Source organism: Thermococcus sp. SY098, assembly GCF_035621495.1.
In the GTDB taxonomy this organism is placed as follows: domain Archaea; phylum Methanobacteriota_B; class Thermococci; order Thermococcales; family Thermococcaceae; genus Thermococcus_B.
Window position 1 is genome coordinate 1,436,609 of sequence record NZ_CP141821.1, and the last position, 24,254, is coordinate 1,460,862.

The following is a 24,254-nucleotide window of genomic DNA, read 5'->3' on the forward strand; positions in this document are numbered from 1 at the left end:
ATGGAAACTTTATTGATGATAGCGATGATGCTCGCAACGGCAAAGCTTCTTGGCTGGATATTTGAAAAGTTCGGTCAGCCTGTTGTGCTCGGTCAAATTCTTGGAGGATTAATAATTGGAATCTTCGCTGAAAGCAATGAAATAATCCGTGAATTTGCGAATCTTGGTGTGCTTCTCCTTCTGTTCTTAGCTGGACTTGAGAGTGATCTGGGGGAATTTAAGAGAGTTGGAAAGCCAAGCATGTTTGTTGCAGGGGTGGGGGTTGCTGTTGCATTTGCATTTGGATTTCTTGTTTCCCTGCCTTTTGTTGAGTTTCACGAAGCTCTTTTATACGGTGCAATAATGACCCCAACCAGTGTCAGCATAACGGTTAGGGTACTAATGGAGCTTAGGAGATTAAGGACGAGAGAAGGAACCACAATTTTGGCTGCTGCTGTTGTTGATGACGTTTTGGGCATATTGATTCTAACCATCGTACTATCTCTGTTGAGAGAAGGTAGTGTTCACTATGATGCCATCATTGAGATCCTCATTGAGGTTGCTGGATTTCTTGCGGTTTTCTTATATTTAGGTCCTGTGCTGGCGGAAAAAGCCTTTAGAAAGATTTCCCGCATAGATTTACCAGAGTCCACAACGACTTTTGCAGTAATTTTTCTGATACTCTTTGCTTACTTGGCTGAGCACTTGAACCTGGCATCTATCCTTGGAGCATACATGGTTGGTCTTACAATTGGACAAACAAATTACAGAAAACAAGTGGAAAATCCAGTTAACACCTTGGGATATTCACTGTTCATCCCTCTCTTCTTCGTGGAGGTTGGTATGAGAATTGAACTGACCTATATCCTTCATGCTGGATTATTCGCCGTAGTTTATGCCTCTGCAGCTATCCTCAGTAAGATTCTTGGATGTGGTTTTGGTGCTTATTTAGGGGGCTTTGACCTGAGGGCATCCTTAAGAATCGGAATTGGCATGATTCCACGATTGGGTGTTGAGTTGGCTATGCTGGCAATAGCAATGGCGAGCGGTGTAGTTGGTGCTGATGCATTAACAGTGGCAATCTTCATGGTGTTTGTAACAACCATAATAACTCCTCCGTTGTTGAAGTGGATTTACAGCAGGAAGTGAGGCAAAGTTTGATCAGAAGTGTTTAAGACGATTGATGGACATGGGAAGTTTGTTTATCTTTCTGAGGTTCGCTGATATAATGCGGATTTAAGTAAGTATATTGTTTTTAAAGTGGGTTTCTTGTCTTTTTGCGTCCAAAGGACGCTTTTAGAGTGAAACACTGAAGAACTGCCAATTAATTAGAAATCCACTCTAAGAAACAGCACTTGGAGGAGATAAACGAACTTTGATCAAACTTTGCGAAGGCAAAGTTTGTTATGGTGCGGTGGCCGGGATTTGAACCCGGGTCGCCGGCTTGGGAGGCCGGCGTCCTAGACCAGGCTAGACTACCACCGCTCAACAATAAATAGAGAAAGGAGTATTTAAAAGCTTTACTTCAGTCTCTCCAAAATAATTGCCGGGCACACCTTGGTGACGCCATCTATCTTTCCAATTTTGTTTGAGATTATATCTGCTAAATCTTCTCCATCTTTTGCCCATATTTCTGCCATTATCATGTGATCCCCGCTTGTTAGATAAAGCTCCTTAACAAAGTCAAATTCTTTAAGCTTGTGTGCAACCTCAAATATTTTTTCGGGTTTTGTATCTACACCAGTTATGCTCACAAGGTTATAGCCGAGCTTAGCAGGATTGACTTTGACAGTGTAGCCCTTAATGATTCCGGCTTCCTCTAATGCCCTAACCCTTTTCCTAACAGCAGTCTCACTAATTCCAAGGACTTTGGCTATTTCTGTAAAAGGTGTCCTTGCATCCTTGGTGAGCATGTCTATTATAATCCTGTCCCTTTCATCTATCAATTCTTCTCACCTCACATTAATTTAGCAAATCTAATATATTAACTTTTTGAACTTTTTGGTTTCAATATCAAACATTTAATTTTAACTTTGTTACTACCTCAACGTGTGAGGTGTGGGGGAACATATCAAGTCCAATTATCTCTTCAACTTTGTAGATACTCTTAAGCTCCTCTAAGTTTTTAGCAAGGGTTTTGGGATTGCACGAAACGTAGACGATTGTCTCTGGTGCGTCTTTAAGCATTTTTCGGATAAGCTTCGGATGAAGCCCGGCCCTTGGTGGATCAACCACAACGGTATCATACTTTCCGAGGTTTTCAACATTCCTGTCTTCTCCAACATAAAAAGTTGCATTAGCGCTGTTAATTTCAGCGTTTTTTCTTGCCATCTCAACAGCAAAAGGATTAATTTCAATTCCTTCAACTTCAAAGCCTTTTTTGGCGAGATAAATTCCAAATGTTCCGACCCCAGAATAGAGATCAAGGACTCTTCTTCCCTCTGCAAACTCAGCCACCTTCTTCACAAGGTTGACTGCCTGATAAGAATTTGTCTGGAAAAAGCTGTTTGGATGAATCAAATAGACAACATCATCAAGCCTTTCTTTTATGAACTCTTTGTTCCAGAACTTCCTTGGCTCTCCATAGGAGACATCGCTTTTTGAGCTGTTAACGCTCCAGTATATAGAGTCTGCAAAACTAAAGTATTCTTGAACCTCGTCCGGGAGGCTTCCTTCGTACGTAACTAAATTGATCATGAGTTCTCCGGTGAACTTGCCTTCTCTCATCACAATGTATCTCATGAAACCTTCGCTCTTCCTTAAATCCCATGGTTGTAGTTTGAAATCTTCTATAAATTCCCTGAGCGATTTGAGGGCTCTTCCACTCTTTTCACCAAAAACTATGCACTCTTCTATGTCTACAACATCCCACCAAGTGCCTCTTCTCCTAAACCCTATCCCTTCTGTGGATATTACAACATCAATCCTGTTCCTGTGTCCATAAATTTTTGGAGAGGGGATGACATCAACGGCATATCCGAAGAGATTTTCCAGTTTTTCTGCCTTAAATTTTATCTGCTCATCATAAGGAAGATGCTGGAGCATACACCCTCCACACTTTCCAAAGTACGGGCATTTTGGTTCAGTCCTGATTGGAGAAGGCATTATTATTTCGTATTCATGTGCAACAAGCTTTTTCTTTTCCCTGTGCCATTTTTTAATCTCAACTATATCACCAACAGCTGTAAAAGGAACGTAGATCTTCTTTTTCCCTGCTTTTATGATCCCAAACCCCTCTTCGCTCAGCTTTTTAATTTCTCCTCTCATGAATCTTGGCTCTGCTGTGCACTTATAAATCTTTTTTGAAAGATTGGCAAATTTTGTCCAGCAATGTTTATTAGAATGGAACGCATAGATATTAGTGGTGCCTTTGGTATGCGCAGGAGGGAGTATATATACAAACTTTTGGTTGTAAAGAAAAGGGCTGTAACCTTGCAAAAATTAAGTGAAGAGTTGGAAACTCCCATGCCGAAACTTCTCCAGACCCTCAAAAGTTTAGAATCCGATGGACTTGTTGAGGTTTTCTACGGAAAGGAAAAGGCTGCAATCATGGTTAAGGCTAAAACTTTAGATGACTACATTTAATGCTATCTGGGTGTATTTCTTTTTACTTTTAGTTTCACTATTTTTTGTTTTACTAAATTGTGCTTATTTTTTGAAAATTTCTTATGAATTTCGAACAGCATCTTTATAAAGTTCAATCTCATAGTAACATTCAGAAAGGTAAGTTGTCTGTGGAAGTGGAAAATACATGGCAGTTGTTGTTATCACAGGTAGGGGAGGAGCTGGCAAAACAACGCTTACTTCGAATCTTGGAATATATTTTGCGAAAAACAGGTACAAAACTTTGGTAATTGATGGTGATCTCTACCTTCCAAAGTTGGGTTTTCATTTCAGCATCGATTCCCCAAGATACAGCATCCATAACCTTCTTAGAGACCCAACTCTTAAAACGGAGAATGCTATTTACAGACATAAAAAAACGGGGGTTTACGTCATTCCGGGCAGTGCAAAACTCCGGGATATAATAGATGTACCTGCATTTAGATTAAAGACAATTCTTCATGAAATCATGGATGAGTTCAGTGTTATATTGGTCGATTCCCCAACAGGAATACCTTTTGACACCCTCCATATCTTTGAGCTTGCCGATTATCAGATCATTGTTATTGAGCTTGAACGTTCGCCAATTTATTCAGCGGAGGTTATGATACAGAATGAAGTTGTTAAGCTCAAAAGCTTGGGGGATGCATTTGGATTAAATGTTGCTGTGGTTCTTAATAAGGTTAGGGAGTCCTCAAAAAATATTGAGGCTGTTATAAATTTTCTTGAAGACGAAATAGAGGTCCCGGTAATAGGAGTGATACCCTTCGACCATAGTGTTCCCCATTCGGTGAACATGGGCATTCCCATACTTGAATACAAACCGAGGAGTCATGTCTCACGAAGACTTAAGGAATGTGGGGAAATTTTAGAGGAATGGATGTTTGGAAAGGTAAAAGTGGAGAGAATTATAGATGAGATAATAGCCGAAAAACTATTGAACCCTTAAGTTTCGTATTTTTCTCTGTATTTAAATAGCTCACTGACTCTCACAAGTGGAATCAATGTGTAGTTTTCGTTTTCAATGTTTTCTTTGGCTCCCTCCTCTCTGTCAACAACAACCATGATTCCCACAACTTTTGCTCCTTCTTTTTCAAGAATTTTTGCTGCTCTCAAAACACTTCCGCCCGTTGTTGTTACATCTTCAACTAAAAGCACTTTATCCCCAGCGTTTACATCTCCTTCAATTTGCTTTCCAGTCCCGTGCTCTTTCCTCTTCTTTCTAACGATTAAAAGCGGTTTTTCAGTCTCTAAAGCTAAGGCTGTTGCAATTGGGACAGCTCCAAGCTCAGGACCGGCAACTTTGTCAAATTCAATCCTTCTCTTTTCAGCCTCACTTTTCATGAGTTTTGCAATCAGCTTTAGGGCTTTGGGGTTGGTTATGAGCTTTTTAATGTCGATGTAATAGTTGCTCTCTTTTCCAGAGGTCAAAATAAAATGTCCGAACTTTATGCATTTTTCTCTAAATATCATGCCGATTAGCTCGTCCTTCATTTTTAATCACCAAAATGTTGAATTTGAAAAATTTTTGAAAATAAATAAACAGAAAAGCGTTTAAAAACTTAGCGCTTCCCCGCTTTCATCCTCTCCTGTAACTCATATAGCTGTGCAATCCTTTCTAAGGTGTCAGCATCTTCTGGACTTTTGTCTTCCCTTAATGCCACGTATCTTGGGAATCTTAATGCAAAGCCGCTCTCGTACTTTGGACTTTTCTGGATCTCTTGGTATGTAACCTCAATTACTACTTTTGGCTCTATCTCAACGAATTTTCCTTTCTCTTTCTTTATGAGGGGCTTGAGCATTTTTGTGAACTCAACTAAGTCTTCATCTGTAAATCCACTGCCCACTTTTCCAACTGGGACAAAAGTTCCAGTACCGGGATCGTAAGCACCAAGCAGGAAGGAGCTTAGTACATGTGCCCTCCTTCCTTCTCCCCATTCTGCTCCAATGATCACCAAATCAAGGTTCTCCATTGTTGGCTTGATCTTGAGCCACTTTTTACCTCTGTTACCTGGCTCGTAAACAGCATCTAAGCGCTTGGCCATCAACCCTTCATGCCCCATGTCAAGGGCTTTGTGGTAAAATTCCTCAGCCTCTTCCGGGCTTTTTGTTATCAAGTTCTCTGCGACTTTAATCCACTGATTGGCTTCAACTATGCTCTCCAATTTCTTGCGGCGCTCTATAAAAGGAGCATCAATTAAGTTTTCCCCATCAACATAGAGGACATCAAATAAATTAAGCTCCAAGGGTATCTTCTCAATCATCTCTTGGATGTTATACTTTCTCCTAAATCTTCTCAAAACATATTGAAACGGCCTTGGCCTTCCTCCTTCTCCAACTGCTACAAGCTCTCCTTCAACTATGGCTTTCTCTGGTTTTATACTCTTCCTTATCCTCTCAACAACCTCTGGAATGGATTTTGTAACGTTCTCAAGTCTTCTGGAATAGATTATCACTTTATCCCCGTCTTTGTGAACTTGGACTCTCGCACCATCGTATTTAATTTCGAACTCTGCTTCGCCCCCCATCTCGACTAAAGCTTCCCTGACATTGGCAGCCATTTGGGCAAGCATTGGTTTTATGGGCTTTCCTATTTGAATTGTGACTTTTGACAGTCCATCGTTTCCTTCAAGTTTGGCTATTTTTGTAACGAACCCAAAATCACTTGTTAGCATGTAGGCTCTCTCAACAAGCTCCGGTTTTACTCTGAATGCCTCAGCTATCGCATCCCTCAGAAGTCCCTCAGCAACTCCTGTTCTCATCGTTCCAAGAATTGTTCTTGCCAGATACTTCCCTTCAATTGGTTCGGCATCCATGAAAAGGTTTGCAAGATATTTAAGCTTTCTATCTTGGCTTCCTTCCCCTGTAGTTTCTGCAACCTTCACAAGAGTTTTGTAAACCCTCTTTATTGTCAAAGGCTGCCCAAAAAAGCTTCTTTGTTTCCTTTTTTGAAGGGCTAATGCGACACTCTCTCCCAGATCACCAGTGTCTTTCACCGAGTTCTCTATCCACTCCGCATTAGTGCCTGTTGCCATTGCAACCGCTTTGATAAGCAATTTTTCACCGACTCCTAATTCCCTTTCGTCCCAATCCGGGAAGACCTTTCCCAGAATGAGGTAGGGCACAATTTCCAAAAGCTCCTCATCTTCAACCTTCTTGAGAAAATCAGCGACAAATCTTGTTTTTAATGTCTTGAGGGTTGTTTTTTCCAGTCTCCTATATAACTCGGCTAACTCTTTGTACAGCATAACTCACCACCATAAAGAATAGGACGTTGATGGATAAAAGCTTACCCTATCCATCTGCCGACCTTTGGTCTTTCATTGTAAATTCCGCAGATGTGGTAGCTGTCTATGCCTAAGTCTCTAAGTCTTTCCTGAACTTTGGGCAGTTCTTCTACTTTCAGGAGGGCAAAGAGGCTTTTTCCAAGCATAATCATAGAAGAGGGCAGTTTTATTAGCTTATCAATTTCCTTTGCAATCTCTAACAGCTCTCCATTCAGAAGTCCTGTATTTTCGGCGAAGTCTCTTGCGAGATGCATGAGATTTTCGGGAGTTGGATTTTTGAGGAGCCTTCTTAGGGCTTTCTCTCCTTCCTCCTCTATTGCCCTTATAATGTCACTGTCAAGGACTTCTTTTGTAGATAATCTCCCCAGAGGTATTGCAAGAACTTTGTATTCCTCGGAAAATATATTATCGACAACACCAATTCCTGGAGCTCCGGCTTTTATCCTAATCTCGATTCCTCCATGAATCTGTGCAATCACGTCCCCCAAACCGCCTTTGTTGAGGACTTCGTGCTTGTGAGCTATTTGTGCTGCTTGAAGGAACGTTTTGTTCTTAAAATAGTATCCTAAAGCCAAAGCTGTTCCCAAAGCTCCGCCGGCACTGTTGCCGAAGCCGTATCCATTTGGGAAGTCAAAGTACTGCCAGATTTCTACTTCCCCCTTAAATTCTTGGGGGATTATCTCTTCAGCGACGGAGTGGCTGATAATTGCTTCTCCTCTCTTCACGGACTCTCCATTGAATGCTATGTGGATATGCTTTTCCAATCCGCTTTCAACACTCACAAAAACATTGGTGCCCTTTGTCAGGTTAATTCCAGCCCCAAGAGAGCCAGCCAGAAGAGGATTTTCGTTAAATTTAGGCACAAAGAATGCTGTTATATGTGCTGGGATGAAGGCTCTGATTAGCATTATTTCACCTCACTTTATAGCTGAACACGAGAAATTCTCCATCATTCTGATGAGCTATTGTAAAGATTTCTATTGGCAGTTCGCTTTCTTCTATGATGTTTCTTGCAGTTTTTGATTCGTTGTCGGCTTTGATAATCAAATTCAGTGTTTTTGGAGGTATGTTGTATCTCTCCCAGTGAGGATTACCCTCGTTTTTAGCTTCTGCCATTATTCTCAATCTTGGCTTTATTGAGGCTTTGGGAATGTCTTGGGAAAATGAAATCAAGCTGTGATCCGTTAAATACTGGAACACTTGACTGGCATTTTCTTTGACTTTATCTGGAATGGGATATTCTTTAGCATGTTTATTGAAAATGTTCTGGAACATTGATGAAATTAGATCCTTTTCAGGAATCGTTTCAAAAAATGCACCATCAACAATAGAGACTTTAACTTTGTTTTCATCTTTTTTGTGGGTTCTTATTAGGTAGAAGCATTTTCGTTTGTATGTTTTCCATTCCGGATAACTTGAATTTTTATCAAATATCTCCGCGATTTTTATAACTATCTTGCCTTTTGAGCCGTTTAGTCTCTCTATTTCTTTCAATGTTTTATATTCTGTTGGGATGGTGGAGTTAAAGGAAGCAATACTGCCCCCTTTGCTATCCTTTAGCTCTAATATCTCCCCTCCTACAAGCCTACTATTCTCAAATATGGATTTGAACATAAAGTCGGGAAACGCCTGTGAATCGGTGTAAAGATCTTTAATCTTTAGTTCTTTCTTCAGGTCTTTTTCATGATATGTTTGTTTTAAATCCTGCCAGATATCAAAACCGAGTTTTTTTGCGGTTTTTCTTCCATCAACATAGGCCAAATTTGAAATGGAGGATTCAAGAACAATTTTCTCTAATTCGTCATGTAAGCTGATTCTCTTCGATTCCAGTAGCTCTACCATCTTTAAGAATGTGTTTACTATGTTTGGATAGCTCAACATCAAAGAGTGTCTTTTGTTTGGGTATTTTTAAATGTTTTTCAGGCATTGGCCAGATTCTGTCTAAATTTTCGGTAAATCTGTAATACTCTCTGTATCTACTTACGTCATCTGCTTTTCTAAGCTTTGAGAGTCTCTTCCTAATAACTTCTACATAATGAGGATCGATTTCAATTCCGACGTAGTGTCTTTTAAGCTGCTTTGCAACAACTAAGGTTGTTCCTGTTCCTGCAAATGGATCCAGAACTAAATCTCCAGGCATTGTGGAAGATAAAATGATTCTTAAAAGCAATGCCACTGGGGATTGTTGTAGGTGAATTCTCTTTCCACTTTCATCTCTAAGGGGTTCATCGCCGGCAAAGTATCCAGATGTAAGCTCTCTTATGTCGTCCCAAACATCTGTGAGATATATACCATTTTCTCTTGGATACTTGTGCCATGGGGCAAGAGGATAGTCAACTCTCAGCTTGTTAAACACTCTCGGCTTTTTTCCTTTAGTGGCGAATGCTATTATCTGATATGCCTTATTGAAACGGTACCTTTGCGGTACTGCGGATGCCATCTTTTTCCATATTATCAGATTTTGAAGAGTCCAACCTGTTTCTCTGAGAATTCTTAACACCCATTCTGTGTTTTTCTCTCTCTGCATGAAGTAAATTGCTCCTCCTTTTTCAGTCACTTTGTAAATCTCTCTTACAACTTCCTTCATCCAGCCCCAGTATTCTTCTTCACTTAAATTATCATTGAAGAAACGGTATTCCTTTCCCTGATTAAATGGTGGATCAAGAAAGCTTAAATGAACTCCTTTAAGTTTGGGTATCCATTCCAAGCAATCTCCCAGAATTATTTCATCAATAATCATTTGCTATCACCTGTGTTATCCAGTTCAAAAAACTCTTTGTCGTACTGGGGATTAAATCCGGGGTATGTTTCTTGAACAACTTTGATTGCATATTTTAAGCATTCTTCTTTGTTCTTAAATTTTGGCTTTTTCCCCAAACTGTTAAGCCTGGCATTCCAGTAGATCATTCTCAGCATATTTTGAGCTTCATCCCCTCTTGGTATGTGCTTCAACTCTTCCTTCACTATCCTTCTTATCTCCTTAAGTTTTTGTACTCCGTTCATGGTAGATAGATAGGTAGATAGATATATAAACCTTTTGGGAATAGAGAAAGGTTGTTAGGAGATGTAGTTTCCCAGTAATAAAAAGAGGAAAAAAGTGCAAGTAAGGGAAAAACCCTTTATCACTCCTCAACAACATATATTGGCACTTTTCCGTGGGGAATGCCGTACTTCTTGCCGTACCATTCGCTGAGGAGCCAGTGTGCTGCAACAAGGAGGATAAGTCCTACTGGTAGGAGTACTGCCCATGCCCTTATTCCAATAGCGAAGAGTAGGTAAAGTATAATTCCAACGCTGGCTGCTGTTACTGCATACGGGATTTGGGTTGTTACGTGGTCAATGTGGTCGCTTCCGGAGAACATCGAGCTCATGATTGTCGTATCGCTGATTGGTGAACAGTGGTCACCGAAGATACCTCCAGCGAAGACTGCACCAATTGATGCAAAGAGCACTGGTCCCGCTTGTCCACTTAGATGGTAAGCAAGGGGAATAGCTATTGGCATCATTATCGAGAAGGTTCCCCAAGATGTTCCAGTTGTAAACGAGATGAACATTGCAATGAGGAATATTACCAAAGGCACTATTCCAGGTGAGAGCACTCCCGAGGCGATACTGACTACGTAATCGGCTGTTCCAACGGCATCAGTTGCGCTTTTAATGCTCCAGGCTAAGAGCAATATCGTGTTTGCAATGATCATCTGCTTCATACCCTGAACTATTGCGGTCTCTGCCTCTTCAATTGTCATTATCTTGAAACCGAGCACCAAGAAGAATGCCACAACGACCATTGCAAAGCTTCCCCAGAGAAGGGCTAAAGCGGGATCAGAGTTTGAAAGCACTCCCATTAGACCATCTGAGGCATATGTTTTGCTGCCTCCTCCAGTAACCCACATCCCATAAAGCGTTACAAAGACAAGTGTTAGTATTGGCCATATGAATGTGTGGACATTTCCGCCTTCTTTTGGCATTCCAAGGTCGATCTCAGTTGTCATTAATGGCTTTGCACCATCACGGATAACTTTTCCAGTGGTTCTTGCCCTGTACTCAGCGTGAAGCATAGCCCCATAGTGCCTGTGGGTGTAGGCGACAAGGAACACCAGGATAATTGCGAAGATTGAGTAGAATCTGTATGGAACACTTGAAAGCCATGCAGCGTAAGGTCCTAAGCTTACCCCTAAATCCTTGAATGAGTCTCCAATCAGACCAACCTCATAGCCGATCCATGTTGAAACCAAAGCCAAACCAGCCACTGGGGCAGCAGTTGAATCATCTATATATGCCAGCATTTCCCTTGAGACCCTTGTTCTGTCTGTAATCGGCCTCATTGTGTTACCAACGATAATTGTGTTTGTGTAGTCATCAAAGAACACCAAGACTCCCAAAAGCCATCCCATTAGTGACGCTGCCCTGCTTGTTTTTACCGTTCTTGTCAATGCCCTTGCAATTGCCATCGCACCGCCGGATTTGTATATCAAACCAACCCCAGCACCAATCAGGAAATCGAAGAGAAGAATTTTTGCGTTCCAGTCATCGATGGCATTTCCAACTATCCAGTCTAAAGTCTGGGTGGTTCCTGTTATTGGGTTCCATCCTGAGACCATCACTCCACCAATCCAAACACCTGCAAACAACGCTAATATAACCCTTTTTGTCCATATAGCCAGTATAATAGCTACGAGAGGTGGCAGCAGAGATAAAACCCCGAAGTCTGCCATCAATCAACACCTCCATCTTAAATTTGCAGACATTCGTTATTCGGCATATATATAAAGTTTTCGGAAAAATTTTTGTCATTTTGTTTATTTTCGAAATTTTATCGGGGTCTATTGGAACTTCTCAAATGATCCTTTCTGAACTTTTCTGGACGTTTGTGAATGTCTATGTATTATGATGTAGCATCAGTAGCATTAAGGCGTTCTTTTTATAAAAATTTTTCCCTAAAAGCCTATATGTAATTAGACATATGTCGAAAAAAGTTTGCTCCTTTTGTTTAACAGAAAAAAGTATTCGAAAAAATTTGGCAAAATTAAATCCTTCAAGTATTCGTCAAGACGTTCTTGAGCTTTTTAAAGTCCTTTCTCAGCTCTTCCTTAAGCTGGGGTCTGTACAAAGCTACCGCTGGATGGTACATCGGCATTATAATTACCTTTCCAAAAAGCGTTCTTGCCTCGAATGTTTTTCCGTGTATCCTGCTTATCGGCTCTGCTTCGAACCCGAATTTCCTAAGAATATAACTCATAGAATGTCGCCCTAATGGGACAATTATTTTGGGTCTAATTATGTCAATCTGCCTGTCTAAATATGGAGAGCAGGCTTTGATTTCATCCTCATTTGGATCCCTATTATTAGGGGGGCGGCATTTCACAATATTGGTGATATATACATCTTCCCTTTTCAAACCAATTTCAGATAGGAGTTCATCCAAAACTTTTCCCGCCCTTCCAACAAAAGGCAAACCCTTTTGATCTTCCCAATAGCCAGGGGCTTCGCCAACAAACATCACCTTTGCGTCATAACTCCCGCTGCCAGGAACGGCATTTGTCCTTAACGCACTTAGTGGACACTTTTTGCAGCTCCTTATCCTTTCTTCAAGCTTTTTCATGAGTTCATCTTTTGCCACGCTTAACACCCAAGGTTTTTTGTGAGAGATAAGCAGTCAAAAGCTCGGTCCACGCTGTGTAATAACCTTTTTCATACTCATCTCTGAACTCTTGGTTTAATATCTCTTTAAAATGCGAGAGAAGTTGTTTGGCTTTTTCATGGTCAACTTCTTTCACAAGCTGAACTATCAGTGCATCAGTGTCATTGTCTTTTAGGGCTGATATGAATCCATTTATTGCTTTTGAATACCCCCTTCCCCATTCATCATTACCCACCATCTTTTCAAGTTTCTCAAGATGTGATTTTGCTTTGTTGAAATCCCGCCTCATTAGCGCTCTCAAAAACATCTCCATCCTCATTTCCCTTGCTGGCATTTTGTTCACCAACTTTAACTGTCCCCAGATATATTTAACTCTAACCTTCACCCATACCTATGCAAGTAAATCTTCATATTTACGCAAAAGTTTTTATACCCTATCAGGTAATCAAATACCAGAGGTGATTAAAATGAGTGAAACTGTGGGCGAAATTCCAAGCGGTGAGAAGGAATTTGATGAGCTCACCAAGAAAGTTCGCGATATCATTGAGTATCCTGAGTTGAGTGAGGAGGAATTCCAAGAGTTGCTTAAAAAAGCCAGTAGAGGATACGGCGGTTCTCTGCCACATAAAACGTATTCCCTCTGTCCAGAAACAAGAAAAGTTGTACCAGCTGTTGTATGGGAGAAAAATGGGATTGTTTGGATAACCAAAAAGTGTCCTGAGGGTTTGATAACCGATGCATACTATGAAGATGTTGAAATGTACTACAAATTTAGAGAATGGAAGTTTGACGAGAAAAAGCTGATGAGCTTTAATGTAGAAAACAGCGGTGTTAACTGTCCGTTTGATTGTGGTCTCTGTCCAAGGCACCGTTCACACACTAATCTGCTTAATATAGTCTTGACCAATCGCTGTAATTTAAGTTGCTGGTACTGCTTCTTCTACGCCAAAGAGGGTCAGCCGATATATGAGCCAACCCTTGAGCAAATACGCATGATGCTTCGCAATGCAAAGAAGGAAAATCCAATTGGGGCAACAGCTGTTCAGTTCACTGGTGGAGAACCAACCCTTAGAGAAGATCTAATTGAAATAATCAGGATTGCAAAGGAAGAAGGATACGACCACATTCAGCTCAATACCGATGGGATAAGACTGGCTTTTGAGCCAGAACTGGTTAAGAAAATTAGAGAAGCCGGAGTCAATACCCTTTATCTGAGCTATGATGGCATGACCCCCCAGACAAACTGGAAGAACCACTGGGAAATTCCGCTTATCTTTGAGAATGTCAGAAAAGCAGGCGGACCGGGAATTGTTCTTGTGCCAACAACGATTAGGAATGTAAACGACCACGAGCTTGGGGCTATAATCAACTTTGGCCTTAACCATCTTGACATTGTTAGGGGAGTGAACTTCCAGCCAATTTCCCTTGTTGGTAGGGTTCCAAAGAAGGAGAGACAGAGGTTCAGGATTACAATTCCTGGTGCAATAAAGAAGATCGAGGAGCAGACAAATGGGGCAATAGCAAAGGAAGACTGGTATCCAATTCCAATAGCAGGTCATATAGCAAAGTTCTTTGAATCGTTTGCGGGAAGCAAATACTACATGACCTCCCACTTCGGGTGTGGTGCCGCAACTTATGTTTTCCTTGATGATGACAGGGTAATCCCAATATCAAGATTCCTTGACGTTGAAGGATTTGTAGAATTCCTTGAAGAAAAAGCAGAGGAGCTTTCAAAGTGGAAGAAGCTTGGCAGACTTGAGAAGCTTAAAGTTGGAGCAGAGATATTCCTCAAATTCAAGAGCTTTTATGACGAGAAATACGCTCCAAAGAGCTTTGATGTTCTTGATATCATAAAGAACGCCTTTGCACATGGAACATACGATGCACTGGGACAGTTCCACTATAAGACGTTGTTCCTTGGAATGATGCACTTCATGGATGAATACAACTATGATGTCGAGAGAGTTGAGAGATGTGTTATCCACTATGCAATGCCCGATGGAAGAATAGTGCCATTCTGTACATTCAACGTCATTCCGGAGCTTTACAGAGATAAAGTTCAGGCACAGTTCAGCTATTCTTGGGAGGAATGGAAAGCTATGCATCCGGACTGGGAATACAAAAAGGACAAATATGTAAGAACGAGAGAGTTTGTTGAAAAAATGAAGAAGAGTGAACTTTACAGGAAGACTTACATCGACATCAAACAGTACTTCTGAGGTGATGTCAATGGAGAGAAAGCTCAAGTTTGTTGAATTTAAATTCGGCAGGATAACACCCCAAGAAGCCATGGATTTTCAGTACAAACTCAGCGTTAATCCAGCAACTTACAGGGTTTTTATCAACGGCTATTCAAAAACAGGCATGATAATTTTTGATGAAGAAAAACTCTCAAAAGAGAAGCTCTTGGAAATGCTGAGTGCGTTGAATCCGCAGATCATTGAAGAAAAAGAAATAAGCATTGAAGAGCTTGTAAATTCCAGCATGAGCTGGAGGAATGTCATGGGCGAAGTTCTGTCCGAATAAGGACTTCTCTTGCCTCTTTGTATTCTTTCAGTTCTTCAGCTCTTGGAACACTCCATGCTCCCCTCCTCAGTGTAGAAAGTGCAGCAACAAGGTTTGCAAATCTACCAACCTTCAGCAGCTCCTTCTCACTCAGCTCGAGATGTTCAAGCTTGTCCATATGCCACAGAGCTGATAAAAGTGCTGCCATAAAAGCGTCTCCGGCTCCTGTTGTATCCACAGGCTCAACTCTGTATGAAGGGACCTCAGTTTTGATTTCTCCATGAATGATTTCACTTCCTCTTTCGCCTTTTGTTACTGCCATGAGCTTAAAGTTAAAGCTCTCCAGATCTACTCCATGGTTTTCTAAGAATTCCAGCTCCCCGTCCCCTATCTTAACTATATCTGCAAAACTTAATGCTTTTTCAATATCCCTTATCATATCCTCTTCTCTTCCACGCCACAGATCAAGGCGTATGTTCACATCATAGCTTACTGTGATTTTGCCCTTTGCTCTTTTAATTACTTCAAAAACAGTGCCCCTGCTCGGTTCTCTTGCAAACAGGACACTCCCAAAGTGAAGTAAAGAGGCTTTTTCAAGGAAAGAAAAGTCTATGTCGTCAATTTTCAGGTTGAAATATGCGACTCCATCATAGAGGATGAATTCCGGTTTAGCGCCGATTAGTTGAACAAAAACAACGCCGGTATGCTTCTCCCTGTCAAATCTTATGTAATCTATGTTCACCCCTTCTTTTTCCAGCTGCTCAACTAAAAATTCGCCAAATGGGTCTGCCCCAACTTTGCTTATTAATGCTGCGGGGGTTTTCAGTCTTGCCAGCCCTACGGTCACATTGGCTGGTGCTCCTCCGGCGTGCTTTTCAAAGCTGCTAACTTTTTTTAAGGCTCCTTCTTCCTTTGCTATAAAATCTATGAGGATCTCACCTATTGAAAATATCATTGTATGCCACCTATCTGAGCTCAATTCTAACTTTTCCTTTAAAGTCTTCCTCTTTAAGCCTGAAAGATACTATTCCGCTAAATGACTCCAGTTCAATTATGTTCTTGCCCTTTTTGATATCGAATTTATCAGAATAAGCATCAGCAGGAGGCAGTGTGAGATCATACTCATAGATTGTTAGTTCGTTGTCTCTTGATGCATAGATAATTATGCGGGGATTTTTGTATCCATCAAGAGGAATTCCTCCAAATGTCCCTCCTCCTTTCTGCATTGCCAGTGATGGGTATGCCAAAGGCACAGAAAAGGCAACTGCAGGTGGTCTTTCTTGCAGTATTTTTTCATCAAGGATAACTATGTCCTTGTTGCCTGTGTCGAAGGGTGTCGCATCAAGTGCGCCTGTGTTTGGTGTTGTGTTTGTACCGAGCAACAGCTTTCCTTTGGCTTTTTCCATGCTTGTAATCCTTGCACCAAAACTTCCAACTATCTTGATCATAGGTGGGGATATGTAAATCAGAACGCTTGGTCCAACTATCGTGTTTGTTAACTTTGCAAAGTCCATTTCTTCGGGAGTTCTTGGCTTGTAAATGCCGTCGTGGTGTGCATTGTATGCTACCAGCAGTCCTCCATCTAAGGGAAGTGCGTTGACCCTGAAGGGAGCATAGAATGTGTAGAAGTCAAAGAGCCTGAAAAACTCAAATGGTTCATCGTTAAGTGGGTTCCCCACAAAAAGACCGCCCCTTACAAAGGCAAATGCTCTGTTGTACGCACTGCCCATTGCTCCAATATGAGGGTATAGATAGGGATTCCCATCGACACTTTCCCCAAGTGGAAATCTTTCCCATCTTCCGGTAATCATATCCAAGGCATGAATCTCTTCAAGGCCCTTTGCAAAGTTTTTTCCAACGCCGAAAAACGCTGTATCGTGAACAATCGTCCCTTTTGGACTTGGGGCAGAATTGAGCAGCTTTATCTTGCCCTTTTTCCTGTCCAAAGCGTATATTCCCAAGTTTTGATGTCCATCTTCTCTTGCCAGCAACAGTTCATCAGTGTAGGGATTGTAGATTATATCGCTGACTTCTCCAGCCCAGTCCGTAGGATGGTGGATGGATTCCTTCCAGACCAAGCGTATTGAGTCGTTTTCGGTGTCGTATTCATGCACATGGGAGTACTTGTTGACGAAATTTATCGTTGATCTTCCATTCCCTTTTCCCTCATATACCGCAGGAGCATGAACCCATCCCCCAAAGTAAATGAACTCATCGACAACATCGACGGCATTGTATGTGTCTCCTCCAGATGTCGGTTTTTCGCCAACCAGCTCAAATTCGTAAATTCTGTGTGAATCTTCTTTTACAAAATGGGCTTCCGCTTCAAATGCAACTGTGAAGTAAAGAACTTCGTTGTGATATCTTAGCCCGAAAATCCCACCACTTCCCCATTCAGGGCCATAACGTGGAGGAAATCTGTAGTTCATATGTGGCTACCTCCCTATTTTTCTGAGGAATTCCTTATATAATTTGACTAAATTCTCTTTAGGTTTTTCGTAGTAGTTTTTGGGAACGTTAATGGGAACATATTCAGTTCTTTTAAGGCTTGGTATTTTCTCTTTAAATTCTTTTAGAGCAAGTGCAGTTGGTTTCAGGCTTCCATCACTCCTGAGAATACCAAAAAATCTCTCATGAATTGCCTTATCAAATGGGGGTTTATCCCACAGGCTCTCATGGTAATCTGAGAAGTTCCAGTAGAGGGCGCCGATTGTGCCGAACTCATAAAGCAATTTTAGTGTCTCTTTGAGCCACTCTGCAGCTTCGTTTTCATTAATCAGGTAATGTTCTGTAATATCCTTTCCAGTTGCAGACACTATTTTCTTTGTGGCATCTTGAGTAGTTGGCATTCCAAATTCTTCCATCAGAACATTTTTTCCTCCAAGTGCTTTTGTTAATATGCATGCAAAGGGAACAAAATACGGATCAAGAGGATCTGTAAAGTCTGTATATACAGAATATGCATGCATACAGAGAAAATCATTGTACTGAGCAACATCTGGTACCCTAAAGTTTTTGTTTCTGTCGATATCCTCTTGGTGTATTCCGAATGTCACCGGTCTTGGGTCGTTTGATTTTATAGTCTCATAAACAAATTTCAGCCACCTTTTTGCAACTTCCGGAGTTCTTGGTATTCTCACATTATCTATCTCATTTGATATATCCCATGCATATATGTTGGGAAAATCTCTAAGTTCTGAAGTCACGGTATCTAAAAGTAGCTCTTCGGCTTTTAGTATTTTTTTATCCTCATAGATGTCTCTTGCTCTCTTATCGACGATTTTTCCGTTAGAATACGTCAGGAATCTTTCATGGGGAATGTCCTCTAACAGCCATTCAGGAAGCCAGTTTATACCGCTCATGTGTCCTATAAAGAAGGTTGGGATTACCATTAAATCCAATTCCTTGGCTATATCAAGTACTTTTTCGAGATTTTTCATATTTCTGTTGTCTATTTTATCGATTTCTGGCTGGAAATCTTCCCAAAGTAAAAAAATTCTAACTACATCAAGATTGAGCTCTTTGATAATTGAAAACTCTTCCCACACTTCTTTTTCATCAAATTGTTTCCACCAGAACATGGCCTTCTTTCTGGGCCAATAGTTAACCCCTAAAACAAAGTCCATTTATGCCACCTCCTTCCCAATAAAAAGGAAAAATGAAAAGTTCAGCCCTTTATGCCTCCTGAGACACCTTTCATGTAGTACTTCTGCATTAACACATACACAACTATTGGCACAATTATCGCCAAGACACCAGCAGCTGTTAGTTGGCCCCAATTTGGGTTATAACGGCTTATAAATCTTGTAACTCCAGCAGAGACTGGCCATTTTTCGGGTCTGAGTAGGGTTATTGCAAAGAACAGATCTTGCCACACAAAGATGAACTGGACCACAGCAACACTGATAACTGCAGGCATTGCAATCGGGAGGATTATCTTAAAGTATATCCCAATATCTCCAAGCCCATCTATTCTTGCGGCTTCCTCATAATCCTTTGGGATGGAGATAAAGAAGTTCCTCAAGAAAAATATCGTCCATGGCAGTGCAAATGCAGAATGAACGAGAATTATACCGTAAAACTGATTGTACATGTGCAAGTCTCTGAAAAGTTTTAGCAGAGGCACTATAACTGCCTGCTGGGGAATTACTTGAATGGCAACCAAAGTTAGAAATATCATAGTTTTGATTGGAAAACTGAATGCTGTAAATCCATATGCTGCCATTCCCGCTATCAGTATCGGTAGTATGGTTGCAAAGACCGCAATTAAGAGGGAGTTTAGAATATTTCTCCATAGTCCGGCTGCAAGCACAGTTCTGTAGTTTTCAAGGGTGAAATGGGCATTACTCAAATTCCACCATCCTGCAACTATTTCACTGAATGGCCTTATTGATGCCATTATTAGAGCTATTAGGGGAATTAAGAGAATAATTCCCAGGATCCATGCAACGGCATTTATCGTTATTTTGTACCTCCTTGTAACTTTCATGCTTCAACACCCCTCTCTTCGATCATCCTCTTCAGCATTCCTATTGAAAACAGGAAAACTGCAACGGTAAGTAGAGTAGCTATTGCAGCTGCATAGCCCCACTTGAGCATGTAGAAGATTTCGTAGTATATCATATATGCCAAGACTGAGAGGTACATTGGTATGGACTCTCCTCCAGAAAGGACATATATGAGATCGAATACCTTCAGAATATAAATTGAGCTCATCGTTACAACTACGATTAAAGCCGGTTTCAGAAGTGGTAATATAACATACCTAAAGCGTTGCCAGGGATTTGCACCGTCAATTACAGATGCTTCGAGAACTTCAACATCAAGTCCCTCAAGACCAGCTAAAAACACCGTCGTTGTAAAACCTTGCCACGCCCACAGTGAACCAATTATGATGAAGTATATCGCCGTGGAGGGGTCTTGTATCCACGCTCTTGGTTGTCCCCCAAATATTTCAATGATTTTGTTCACAATGCCTGAATATGGATCAAGGAGGAGCATCCAAACAATACCAACAACGGTTAGCGGCATGACCATACCAAGCATTACAAGTCCTCTCAAAACATTTCTTCCAACCACAGCCTTGTTGTGGAGTAAGAGCGCAAAACCAAGCCCAAGCAAGGTTACCAAAGGTAGGAATATTATGAATATGAAGAAATTGTTTTTTACAGAAGTCCAAAAGAGGGGATCATTCATCATGGTTTTATAATTCTCAAGCCCGACAAATTGGGGATTCGTGAATCCATCCCATTTTGTAAATCCTAAGTAGAACGTGTTTAGGATTGGGTATATGATAAAAATAAAAAGCAAAATAAAGGCGGGCGTCATTAGGATAAAGAAGTCCCTGTTGATCCTTCTGCCCATTTAAAACACCTCACGACTTGTAGTACTGCTGAGCTGCCTGTTCGAGCTCTTGAGCGATTTGCTTATAGTTGTCTGGGTTAGCCCAGAGTTCGAACAGCTTGTTCCAGATTACAGGCTGGAATCCTGAAGGAACGTTATCATCCAAATCCGGCACAACGGTGTACTTTGCCATCATGTCGATGATCTTTGCATCTACTGGATCATAAGCGCTCTTTGGAACCTTGAGATTTGGAGCTAGGTAGCCTTTCTGCTCGACCATAATCTTCTGGTATTCGGGGCCTGCAAACCATTTTGCCAGTTCAAGTGCCGCTTCTTTGTGAGGAGCGTTCTTTGGAATGATTATCCAATCTCCACCTGCCACAATTGCGAAGTCAACATTTGGATTAATCTCTGGGAATGGAATTAAATCGTAATCAACACCTGGTTTGTAACCCTCTTTCTGAAGCATCAGGTTAATCCAGTTACCCATGAAGTACATTGCAACTTCTCCTTTTCCTAATCTTGCAACTTGTGCCTCCCACTTTTCACCAATTGCAACCTTTGGATCACCATAGCAACCCTGTTTGAGAAGGTCGCTGAGTATCTTAAATGCTTCAACTACCTGAGGATCTGTCCACTTCACTTCGTGCTTCATGAGCTTCTGGTGAAGCTCTGGGCCACCAACTCTGATCAGGACAGCCTCAAATATATCACTTAAAGGCCATTTGTCAGCGGCACCGCTTGCCATTGGCTGAATGCCCTTACTCTTTAGCACGTCGCAAACTTGTTTAAGTTCATCCAAGGTCTTTGGTGGTTCGAGGTTGTTGTTCTTGAATACATGTACGTTGTACCATATACCTGGTTTAGCCCATGCCTTTATAGGAACTCCATAGTAGGTGTTTCCAGATTTAACAGGCTCAAGGAGGTTCTCCATTATCTCCCCCTTGTATGCATCAACCACTGAGTTCAGCGGTTCAAGCTGTCCTTTTTCTCCAAGCTCCTTTATCAAAGCAGGCCATGGTAGAATTGCTATATCAAAACCAGGTGATCCAGTTGCGAGCTCAGTAAGAACGGCATCTCTTAATTTTGATTGGATTACGTACTTGATCTTAACATTTGGATGTTCCTTTTCATATTGCTTTAGAGCATTTTGGAAGTTTTGTCCCTCAACTCCTCCCCACTGACCGTATACAATAACCTCAACAGTCTTTTGTTGTGTCTGCGTTGGTGAGGTGGGGGAACTTGTGGGAGAGGGGCTTGTCGGTGTAGTTGCCTCTTTTTGGGAGATACATCCAGCCACTATAGCACTTAACAAAAACAGGCTCAATAGCAGGGCAAATTTCCTAACACCACGCTTCATTAATGGACACCTCTTCGAAATTGTTCATCGATGTATTTACTTTTAGTATATTTATATTTTTCGGAACACAGTGGATGTGTATTATGTGGCATTGGGCATACTTGAGCTTGTTAAATTACAAGAATATCTTGATACATGTCCAGAATTTAAAATGTTATTAGTCCATTCATTTAGGGAGATTTTTGCAAAAAAGTTTTTATACGATTAAGGTATAAAAATCATCTGTCATATTGTATACTAAAAGTAAAAATGGTGGTAATAATGTTTGAAGTTACCAAGCTCAGAAGCAAGAGTATTGACACATATTCAAGTGTAGTTGGTGAGGAAACTATATCCAGAATAAAAGAAAAGGCAGAAGGACTCAAAGGAACGTCACTTGTCAATGTTAATTCCACAGCATATGGTGGAGGAGTCGCCGAGATACTTCACAACTTGATACCTTTGATGAGAAGCCTTGGAATTGATGCAAGATGGTTCGTGATTGAGGGAACTGATGAGTTTTTTAAAGTTACCAAGTCCTTTCACAATGCTCTCCAGGGAAACAAGGAGCTGAAGCTTACAGAGGAAATGAAGCAGCTATATCTTGAAATTAACAAGAGAAACTCTGAAAATTTTGATCCAAGTCTCTATGACTTTGTTGTTATCCATGATCCACAGCCTGCTCCGCTAATAAGCTTTTATGATAAAAGGCAGCCGTGGATATGGAGATGTCATATTGATCTGAGCGATCCAAATCCTGAATTCTGGGGCTTTTTAAGACAGTTTGTTGAAAAATATGACCGTTATATCTTCCATATGCCTGAATATGCACAGAGTGATCTTGATAAAGATAGAGTCATTATAATGCCCCCATCCATTGATCCGCTCAGCGAAAAAAACATTGAACTAAAAGAAAGTGAAATTTTAAAGATCTTGGAGAAGTTTGATGTAGATCCAGACAGACCAAAGATAACTCAAGTTGCAAGATTCGATCCATGGAAGGGAGTTTTCGACGTAATTGAGGTTTATAGGAAAGTCAAAGAAAAGATACCAGATGTTCAGCTTTTGCTTGTCAGTGCAATGGCACATGATGATCCTGAGGGATGGATATACTTTGAAAAAGTGCTTAGGAAAATCGGAGAAGATTATGACGTGAAGATACTGACGAATTTGATCGGTGTCCATGCTAAAGAGGTTAATGCATTTCAGAGAGCAAGTGACGTCGTTCTTCAGATGTCAACAAGGGAAGGATTTGGGTTAACCGTTAGTGAAGCCATGTGGAAGGAAAAACCAATTGTGGGTAGAGCAGTTGGCGGGATTAAGCTCCAAGTAGTTGATGGCAGGACGGGCTTTTTAATTAAGACAGTTAACGAAGCGGCTGAAAAGACTGTTTATTTGCTCAAACATCCAGAAATTGCAAAGGAAATGGGCAAAAATGCCAAGGAAAGAGTTAAGGAGAACTTCCTAATAACAAGACACTTAGAAAGGTATTTAGACCTTTTCAACTCATTTATTCAACAGTGATGAAAATGGAGATAAGCGAAAAGGTCCTTACAATGCTTACCAGGCTTGGCTTTACAAAGTATGAAGTCTTAACTTATTGGGCACTGTTAGTTTATGGTCCAAGCACAGCAAAAGAAATATCTGAGAGGAGTGGTGTGCCATATAACAGGGTATATGACACCATAGCTTCACTAAAAACAAGAGGCTTTGTAAGTGAAATTGAGAGTTCTCCAAGAGTCTATGTTGCGTTCTCTCCTTCAATAGCCTTCCTCAAGTTTAAGAAAGAAGTGGAAGACATAAAGCGGCAACTTGAAGAGGAGCTCAAGAAGATCAAAGTCAAGGAAGAAGAGAGGCCGGGGATATGGAGAACCAAAGACCTGGATGAAGCGGTAGAAATGGTTAAAGAATCACTTGATGCCTCACAATATGAGGTTATCCTCGTGGCACCTGAAAAATTCTTTGAGAAGATTGAGAACAATATAAAACAAGCATTGAGAAGAGGGGTTACAGTGTGTTTATATACTGAAGAAAAAATAGATTTGGTAGATTTTATCGAGATTGGAAATTTGTTTGTTAGAAAATTTCACAAATTGAACCACTTTATTGGAATGTTTGATGGTAGGGAAGTCATTGATATTCAGAACATAGGCTTTAGACCCAGGAATCCTCCAAGCTTTAAGGCAACCTATCCGGAAATTATATTTTCTCAGTACAGCTTTATCAGAGAAGCATTTAAAGAATCAAAGCTGATACTTGAAGATATAAACCGGAAGAACGATCTGAGATTCTTTACCACTTTCCATGCTGTAGATGTTATAAGAAGACACCTGAATGACAGCAACATTTATGCTGAGATAATTGCAAAAAATTTGAGCACGGGTGAGATTGAGCAGCTCAGAGGAAGGGTTGTTGGATACACAGTGGCAATGGAGGAGGGAATTGATAATTTTGACTTGGAGACAGAAAAGGGCATTTTCAAAATTGGTGGAATGTTTGCAGTCTTAGAGGATTATGAAACTACAAAGATTAGGCTTATATTAACCTGAGGTGGTTG

Annotated in this window: 24 protein-coding genes and 1 tRNA gene; 7 read left to right on the forward strand and 18 right to left on the reverse strand. The window is 40.9% G+C overall.

The window, feature by feature from the left end; all coding sequences use genetic code 11:
* Window positions 1–1,128 (forward strand): cation:proton antiporter, encoded by a 1,128-nt coding sequence (locus tag VFC49_RS07950; RefSeq protein WP_324735097.1) that lies wholly within the window; start codon window positions 1–3, stop codon window positions 1,126–1,128.
* Window positions 1,129–1,386: 258 nt separating this feature from the next.
* Here the strand turns inward: VFC49_RS07950 and VFC49_RS07955 are convergent.
* From VFC49_RS07955 to rlmD, 3 genes are all read right to left on the reverse strand, one after another.
* Window positions 1,387–1,464, reverse strand: a tRNA-Gly gene (locus VFC49_RS07955).
* 35 nt (window positions 1,465–1,499) lie between these two features.
* Window positions 1,500–1,925 (reverse strand): HTH-type transcriptional regulator LrpA, encoded by a 426-nt coding sequence (gene lrpA, locus VFC49_RS07960; protein ID WP_324735098.1) that lies wholly within the window; start codon window positions 1,923–1,925, stop codon window positions 1,500–1,502.
* 67 nt (window positions 1,926–1,992) lie between these two features.
* Window positions 1,993–3,246, reverse strand: coding sequence for a 23S rRNA (uracil(1939)-C(5))-methyltransferase RlmD (gene rlmD / locus VFC49_RS07965; RefSeq protein ID WP_324735099.1), 1,254 nt, complete (start codon window positions 3,244–3,246; stop codon window positions 1,993–1,995).
* A gap of 108 nt (window positions 3,247–3,354) precedes the next feature.
* Here rlmD and VFC49_RS07970 point away from each other — a divergent pair, with 108 nt between their 5' ends.
* Both VFC49_RS07970 and VFC49_RS07975 read left to right on the forward strand, forming a co-directional pair.
* Entirely contained in the window at window positions 3,355–3,564 is a 210-nt protein-coding gene (locus tag VFC49_RS07970; protein WP_013468223.1) for a helix-turn-helix domain-containing protein, read from the forward strand.
* A 166-nt stretch (window positions 3,565–3,730) separates the two neighbouring features.
* Window positions 3,731–4,531 carry a MinD/ParA family protein gene (locus VFC49_RS07975; protein WP_324735101.1) on the forward strand — a complete coding sequence of 267 codons (801 nt, stop codon included), beginning with the start codon at window positions 3,731–3,733 and terminating at the stop codon, window positions 4,529–4,531.
* Here the strand turns inward: VFC49_RS07975 and pyrE are convergent.
* The 9 genes from pyrE to VFC49_RS08020 form a co-directional block, all read right to left on the reverse strand.
* The gene (gene pyrE, locus VFC49_RS07980; protein ID WP_324735102.1) at window positions 4,528–5,076 is read right to left on the reverse strand and encodes an orotate phosphoribosyltransferase; all 549 of its coding nucleotides are present in this window, start codon (window positions 5,074–5,076) and stop codon (window positions 4,528–4,530) included. The two genes, VFC49_RS07975 and pyrE, sit on opposite strands and share 4 nt — an antisense overlap.
* A gap of 68 nt (window positions 5,077–5,144) precedes the next feature.
* Window positions 5,145–6,830 (reverse strand): ATP-dependent DNA ligase, encoded by a 1,686-nt coding sequence (locus tag VFC49_RS07985; RefSeq protein WP_324735103.1) that lies wholly within the window; start codon window positions 6,828–6,830, stop codon window positions 5,145–5,147.
* A 41-nt stretch (window positions 6,831–6,871) separates the two neighbouring features.
* Window positions 6,872–7,777, reverse strand: coding sequence for a pantoate kinase (locus tag VFC49_RS07990; RefSeq protein ID WP_324735104.1), 906 nt, complete (start codon window positions 7,775–7,777; stop codon window positions 6,872–6,874).
* Between the two features lie 4 nt (window positions 7,778–7,781).
* Window positions 7,782–8,750 carry a hypothetical protein gene (locus tag VFC49_RS07995; protein WP_324735105.1) on the reverse strand — a complete coding sequence of 323 codons (969 nt, stop codon included), beginning with the start codon at window positions 8,748–8,750 and terminating at the stop codon, window positions 7,782–7,784.
* Window positions 8,671–9,609: a site-specific DNA-methyltransferase gene (locus tag VFC49_RS08000; RefSeq protein ID WP_324735106.1), complete on the reverse strand. Its 939-nt coding sequence runs from the start codon at window positions 9,607–9,609 to the stop codon at window positions 8,671–8,673. The genes VFC49_RS07995 and VFC49_RS08000 overlap by 80 nt, the downstream gene beginning before the upstream one ends.
* Window positions 9,606–9,872: a hypothetical protein gene (locus VFC49_RS08005; protein ID WP_324735107.1), complete on the reverse strand. Its 267-nt coding sequence runs from the start codon at window positions 9,870–9,872 to the stop codon at window positions 9,606–9,608. Before VFC49_RS08005 ends, VFC49_RS08000 begins: the two co-directional genes overlap by 4 nt.
* Before the next feature lie 119 nt (window positions 9,873–9,991).
* Complete coding sequence (locus VFC49_RS08010; protein ID WP_324735108.1) at window positions 9,992–11,584, reverse strand: Na+/H+ antiporter NhaC family protein; 1,593 nt, start codon at window positions 11,582–11,584, stop codon at window positions 9,992–9,994.
* A gap of 320 nt (window positions 11,585–11,904) precedes the next feature.
* The gene (gene udg, locus VFC49_RS08015; RefSeq protein ID WP_324735109.1) at window positions 11,905–12,489 is read right to left on the reverse strand and encodes a type-4 uracil-DNA glycosylase; all 585 of its coding nucleotides are present in this window, start codon (window positions 12,487–12,489) and stop codon (window positions 11,905–11,907) included.
* The gene (locus tag VFC49_RS08020) at window positions 12,476–12,844 is read right to left on the reverse strand and encodes a hypothetical protein (RefSeq protein WP_013468233.1); all 369 of its coding nucleotides are present in this window, start codon (window positions 12,842–12,844) and stop codon (window positions 12,476–12,478) included. The genes udg and VFC49_RS08020 overlap by 14 nt, the downstream gene beginning before the upstream one ends.
* A gap of 133 nt (window positions 12,845–12,977) precedes the next feature.
* Here VFC49_RS08020 and tes point away from each other — a divergent pair, with 133 nt between their 5' ends.
* Both tes and VFC49_RS08030 read left to right on the forward strand, forming a co-directional pair.
* Window positions 12,978–14,729, forward strand: a complete 1,752-nt coding sequence (tes, locus tag VFC49_RS08025; protein WP_324735110.1) for a tetraether lipid synthase Tes — start codon at window positions 12,978–12,980, stop codon at window positions 14,727–14,729.
* Between the two features lie 4 nt (window positions 14,730–14,733).
* Window positions 14,734–15,036 carry a DUF3213 domain-containing protein gene (locus VFC49_RS08030; protein ID WP_324735111.1) on the forward strand — a complete coding sequence of 101 codons (303 nt, stop codon included), beginning with the start codon at window positions 14,734–14,736 and terminating at the stop codon, window positions 15,034–15,036.
* Here the strand turns inward: VFC49_RS08030 and VFC49_RS08035 are convergent.
* Genes VFC49_RS08035 through VFC49_RS08060 form a run of 6 tightly spaced genes read right to left on the reverse strand, consistent with a single transcriptional unit; the run spans window position 15,011 to window position 21,718 of the window.
* On the reverse strand, window positions 15,011–15,970 hold the full coding sequence (locus VFC49_RS08035; RefSeq protein WP_324735112.1) for a carbohydrate kinase: 960 nt from the start codon (window positions 15,968–15,970) through the stop codon (window positions 15,011–15,013). The genes VFC49_RS08030 and VFC49_RS08035 overlap by 26 nt on opposite strands.
* A 10-nt stretch (window positions 15,971–15,980) precedes the next feature.
* Window positions 15,981–17,444 (reverse strand): DUF2139 domain-containing protein, encoded by a 1,464-nt coding sequence (locus VFC49_RS08040; protein WP_324735113.1) that lies wholly within the window; start codon window positions 17,442–17,444, stop codon window positions 15,981–15,983.
* Window positions 17,445–17,450: 6 nt separating this feature from the next.
* Entirely contained in the window at window positions 17,451–18,641 is a 1,191-nt protein-coding gene (locus tag VFC49_RS08045; RefSeq protein WP_324735114.1) for a glycoside hydrolase 5 family protein, read from the reverse strand.
* Between the two features lie 41 nt (window positions 18,642–18,682).
* The gene (locus tag VFC49_RS08050; protein WP_324735115.1) at window positions 18,683–19,504 is read right to left on the reverse strand and encodes a carbohydrate ABC transporter permease; all 822 of its coding nucleotides are present in this window, start codon (window positions 19,502–19,504) and stop codon (window positions 18,683–18,685) included.
* Window positions 19,501–20,379 (reverse strand): sugar ABC transporter permease, encoded by an 879-nt coding sequence (locus VFC49_RS08055; protein WP_324735116.1) that lies wholly within the window; start codon window positions 20,377–20,379, stop codon window positions 19,501–19,503. Before VFC49_RS08055 ends, VFC49_RS08050 begins: the two co-directional genes overlap by 4 nt.
* A gap of 10 nt (window positions 20,380–20,389) precedes the next feature.
* On the reverse strand, window positions 20,390–21,718 hold the full coding sequence (locus tag VFC49_RS08060; RefSeq protein WP_324735117.1) for an ABC transporter substrate-binding protein: 1,329 nt from the start codon (window positions 21,716–21,718) through the stop codon (window positions 20,390–20,392).
* Between the two features lie 261 nt (window positions 21,719–21,979).
* Between VFC49_RS08060 and treT the strand changes: the two genes are divergently transcribed.
* Both treT and VFC49_RS08070 read left to right on the forward strand, forming a co-directional pair.
* Window positions 21,980–23,221 (forward strand): trehalose synthase, encoded by a 1,242-nt coding sequence (gene treT, locus VFC49_RS08065; protein ID WP_324735118.1) that lies wholly within the window; start codon window positions 21,980–21,982, stop codon window positions 23,219–23,221.
* Entirely contained in the window at window positions 23,221–24,246 is a 1,026-nt protein-coding gene (locus VFC49_RS08070; RefSeq protein ID WP_324736697.1) for a TrmB family transcriptional regulator, read from the forward strand. The genes treT and VFC49_RS08070 overlap by 1 nt, the downstream gene beginning before the upstream one ends.
* Window positions 24,247–24,254 lie beyond the last annotated feature (8 nt).

Bases quoted from the DNA above. Each gene is read 5' to 3' on its own strand.
- rlmD (WP_324735099.1), bottom strand. From the start codon at position 3,246: ATGAGAGGAGAAATTAAAAAGCTGAGCGAAGAGGGGTTTGGGATCATA.
- VFC49_RS07990 (WP_324735104.1), bottom strand. From the start codon at position 7,777: ATGCTAATCAGAGCCTTCATCCCAGCACATATAACAGCATTCTTTGTG.
- VFC49_RS07995 (WP_324735105.1), bottom strand. From the start codon at position 8,750: ATGTTGAGCTATCCAAACATAGTAAACACATTCTTAAAGATGGTAGAG.
- tes (WP_324735110.1), top strand. From the start codon at position 12,978: ATGAGTGAAACTGTGGGCGAAATTCCAAGCGGTGAGAAGGAATTTGAT.
- VFC49_RS07975 (WP_324735101.1), top strand. From the start codon at position 3,731: ATGGCAGTTGTTGTTATCACAGGTAGGGGAGGAGCTGGCAAAACAACG.
- VFC49_RS08035 (WP_324735112.1), bottom strand. From the start codon at position 15,970: ATGATATTTTCAATAGGTGAGATCCTCATAGATTTTATAGCAAAGGAA.
- VFC49_RS08060 (WP_324735117.1), bottom strand. From the start codon at position 21,718: ATGAAGCGTGGTGTTAGGAAATTTGCCCTGCTATTGAGCCTGTTTTTG.
- VFC49_RS08045 (WP_324735114.1), bottom strand. From the start codon at position 18,641: ATGGACTTTGTTTTAGGGGTTAACTATTGGCCCAGAAAGAAGGCCATG.
- VFC49_RS08030 (WP_324735111.1), top strand. From the start codon at position 14,734: ATGTCAATGGAGAGAAAGCTCAAGTTTGTTGAATTTAAATTCGGCAGG.
- VFC49_RS07985 (WP_324735103.1), bottom strand. From the start codon at position 6,830: ATGCTGTACAAAGAGTTAGCCGAGTTATATAGGAGACTGGAAAAAACA.
- VFC49_RS08005 (WP_324735107.1), bottom strand. From the start codon at position 9,872: ATGAACGGAGTACAAAAACTTAAGGAGATAAGAAGGATAGTGAAGGAA.
- VFC49_RS07970 (WP_013468223.1), top strand. From the start codon at position 3,355: ATGCGCAGGAGGGAGTATATATACAAACTTTTGGTTGTAAAGAAAAGG.
- VFC49_RS07950 (WP_324735097.1), top strand. From the start codon at position 1: ATGGAAACTTTATTGATGATAGCGATGATGCTCGCAACGGCAAAGCTT.
- VFC49_RS08070 (WP_324736697.1), top strand. From the start codon at position 23,221: ATGAAAATGGAGATAAGCGAAAAGGTCCTTACAATGCTTACCAGGCTT.
- VFC49_RS08010 (WP_324735108.1), bottom strand. From the start codon at position 11,584: ATGGCAGACTTCGGGGTTTTATCTCTGCTGCCACCTCTCGTAGCTATT.
- treT (WP_324735118.1), top strand. From the start codon at position 21,980: ATGTTTGAAGTTACCAAGCTCAGAAGCAAGAGTATTGACACATATTCA.
- VFC49_RS08040 (WP_324735113.1), bottom strand. From the start codon at position 17,444: ATGAACTACAGATTTCCTCCACGTTATGGCCCTGAATGGGGAAGTGGT.
- VFC49_RS08050 (WP_324735115.1), bottom strand. From the start codon at position 19,504: ATGAAAGTTACAAGGAGGTACAAAATAACGATAAATGCCGTTGCATGG.
- VFC49_RS08055 (WP_324735116.1), bottom strand. From the start codon at position 20,379: ATGGGCAGAAGGATCAACAGGGACTTCTTTATCCTAATGACGCCCGCC.
- VFC49_RS08020 (WP_013468233.1), bottom strand. From the start codon at position 12,844: ATGCCAGCAAGGGAAATGAGGATGGAGATGTTTTTGAGAGCGCTAATG.
- VFC49_RS08000 (WP_324735106.1), bottom strand. From the start codon at position 9,609: ATGATTATTGATGAAATAATTCTGGGAGATTGCTTGGAATGGATACCC.
- pyrE (WP_324735102.1), bottom strand. From the start codon at position 5,076: ATGAAGGACGAGCTAATCGGCATGATATTTAGAGAAAAATGCATAAAG.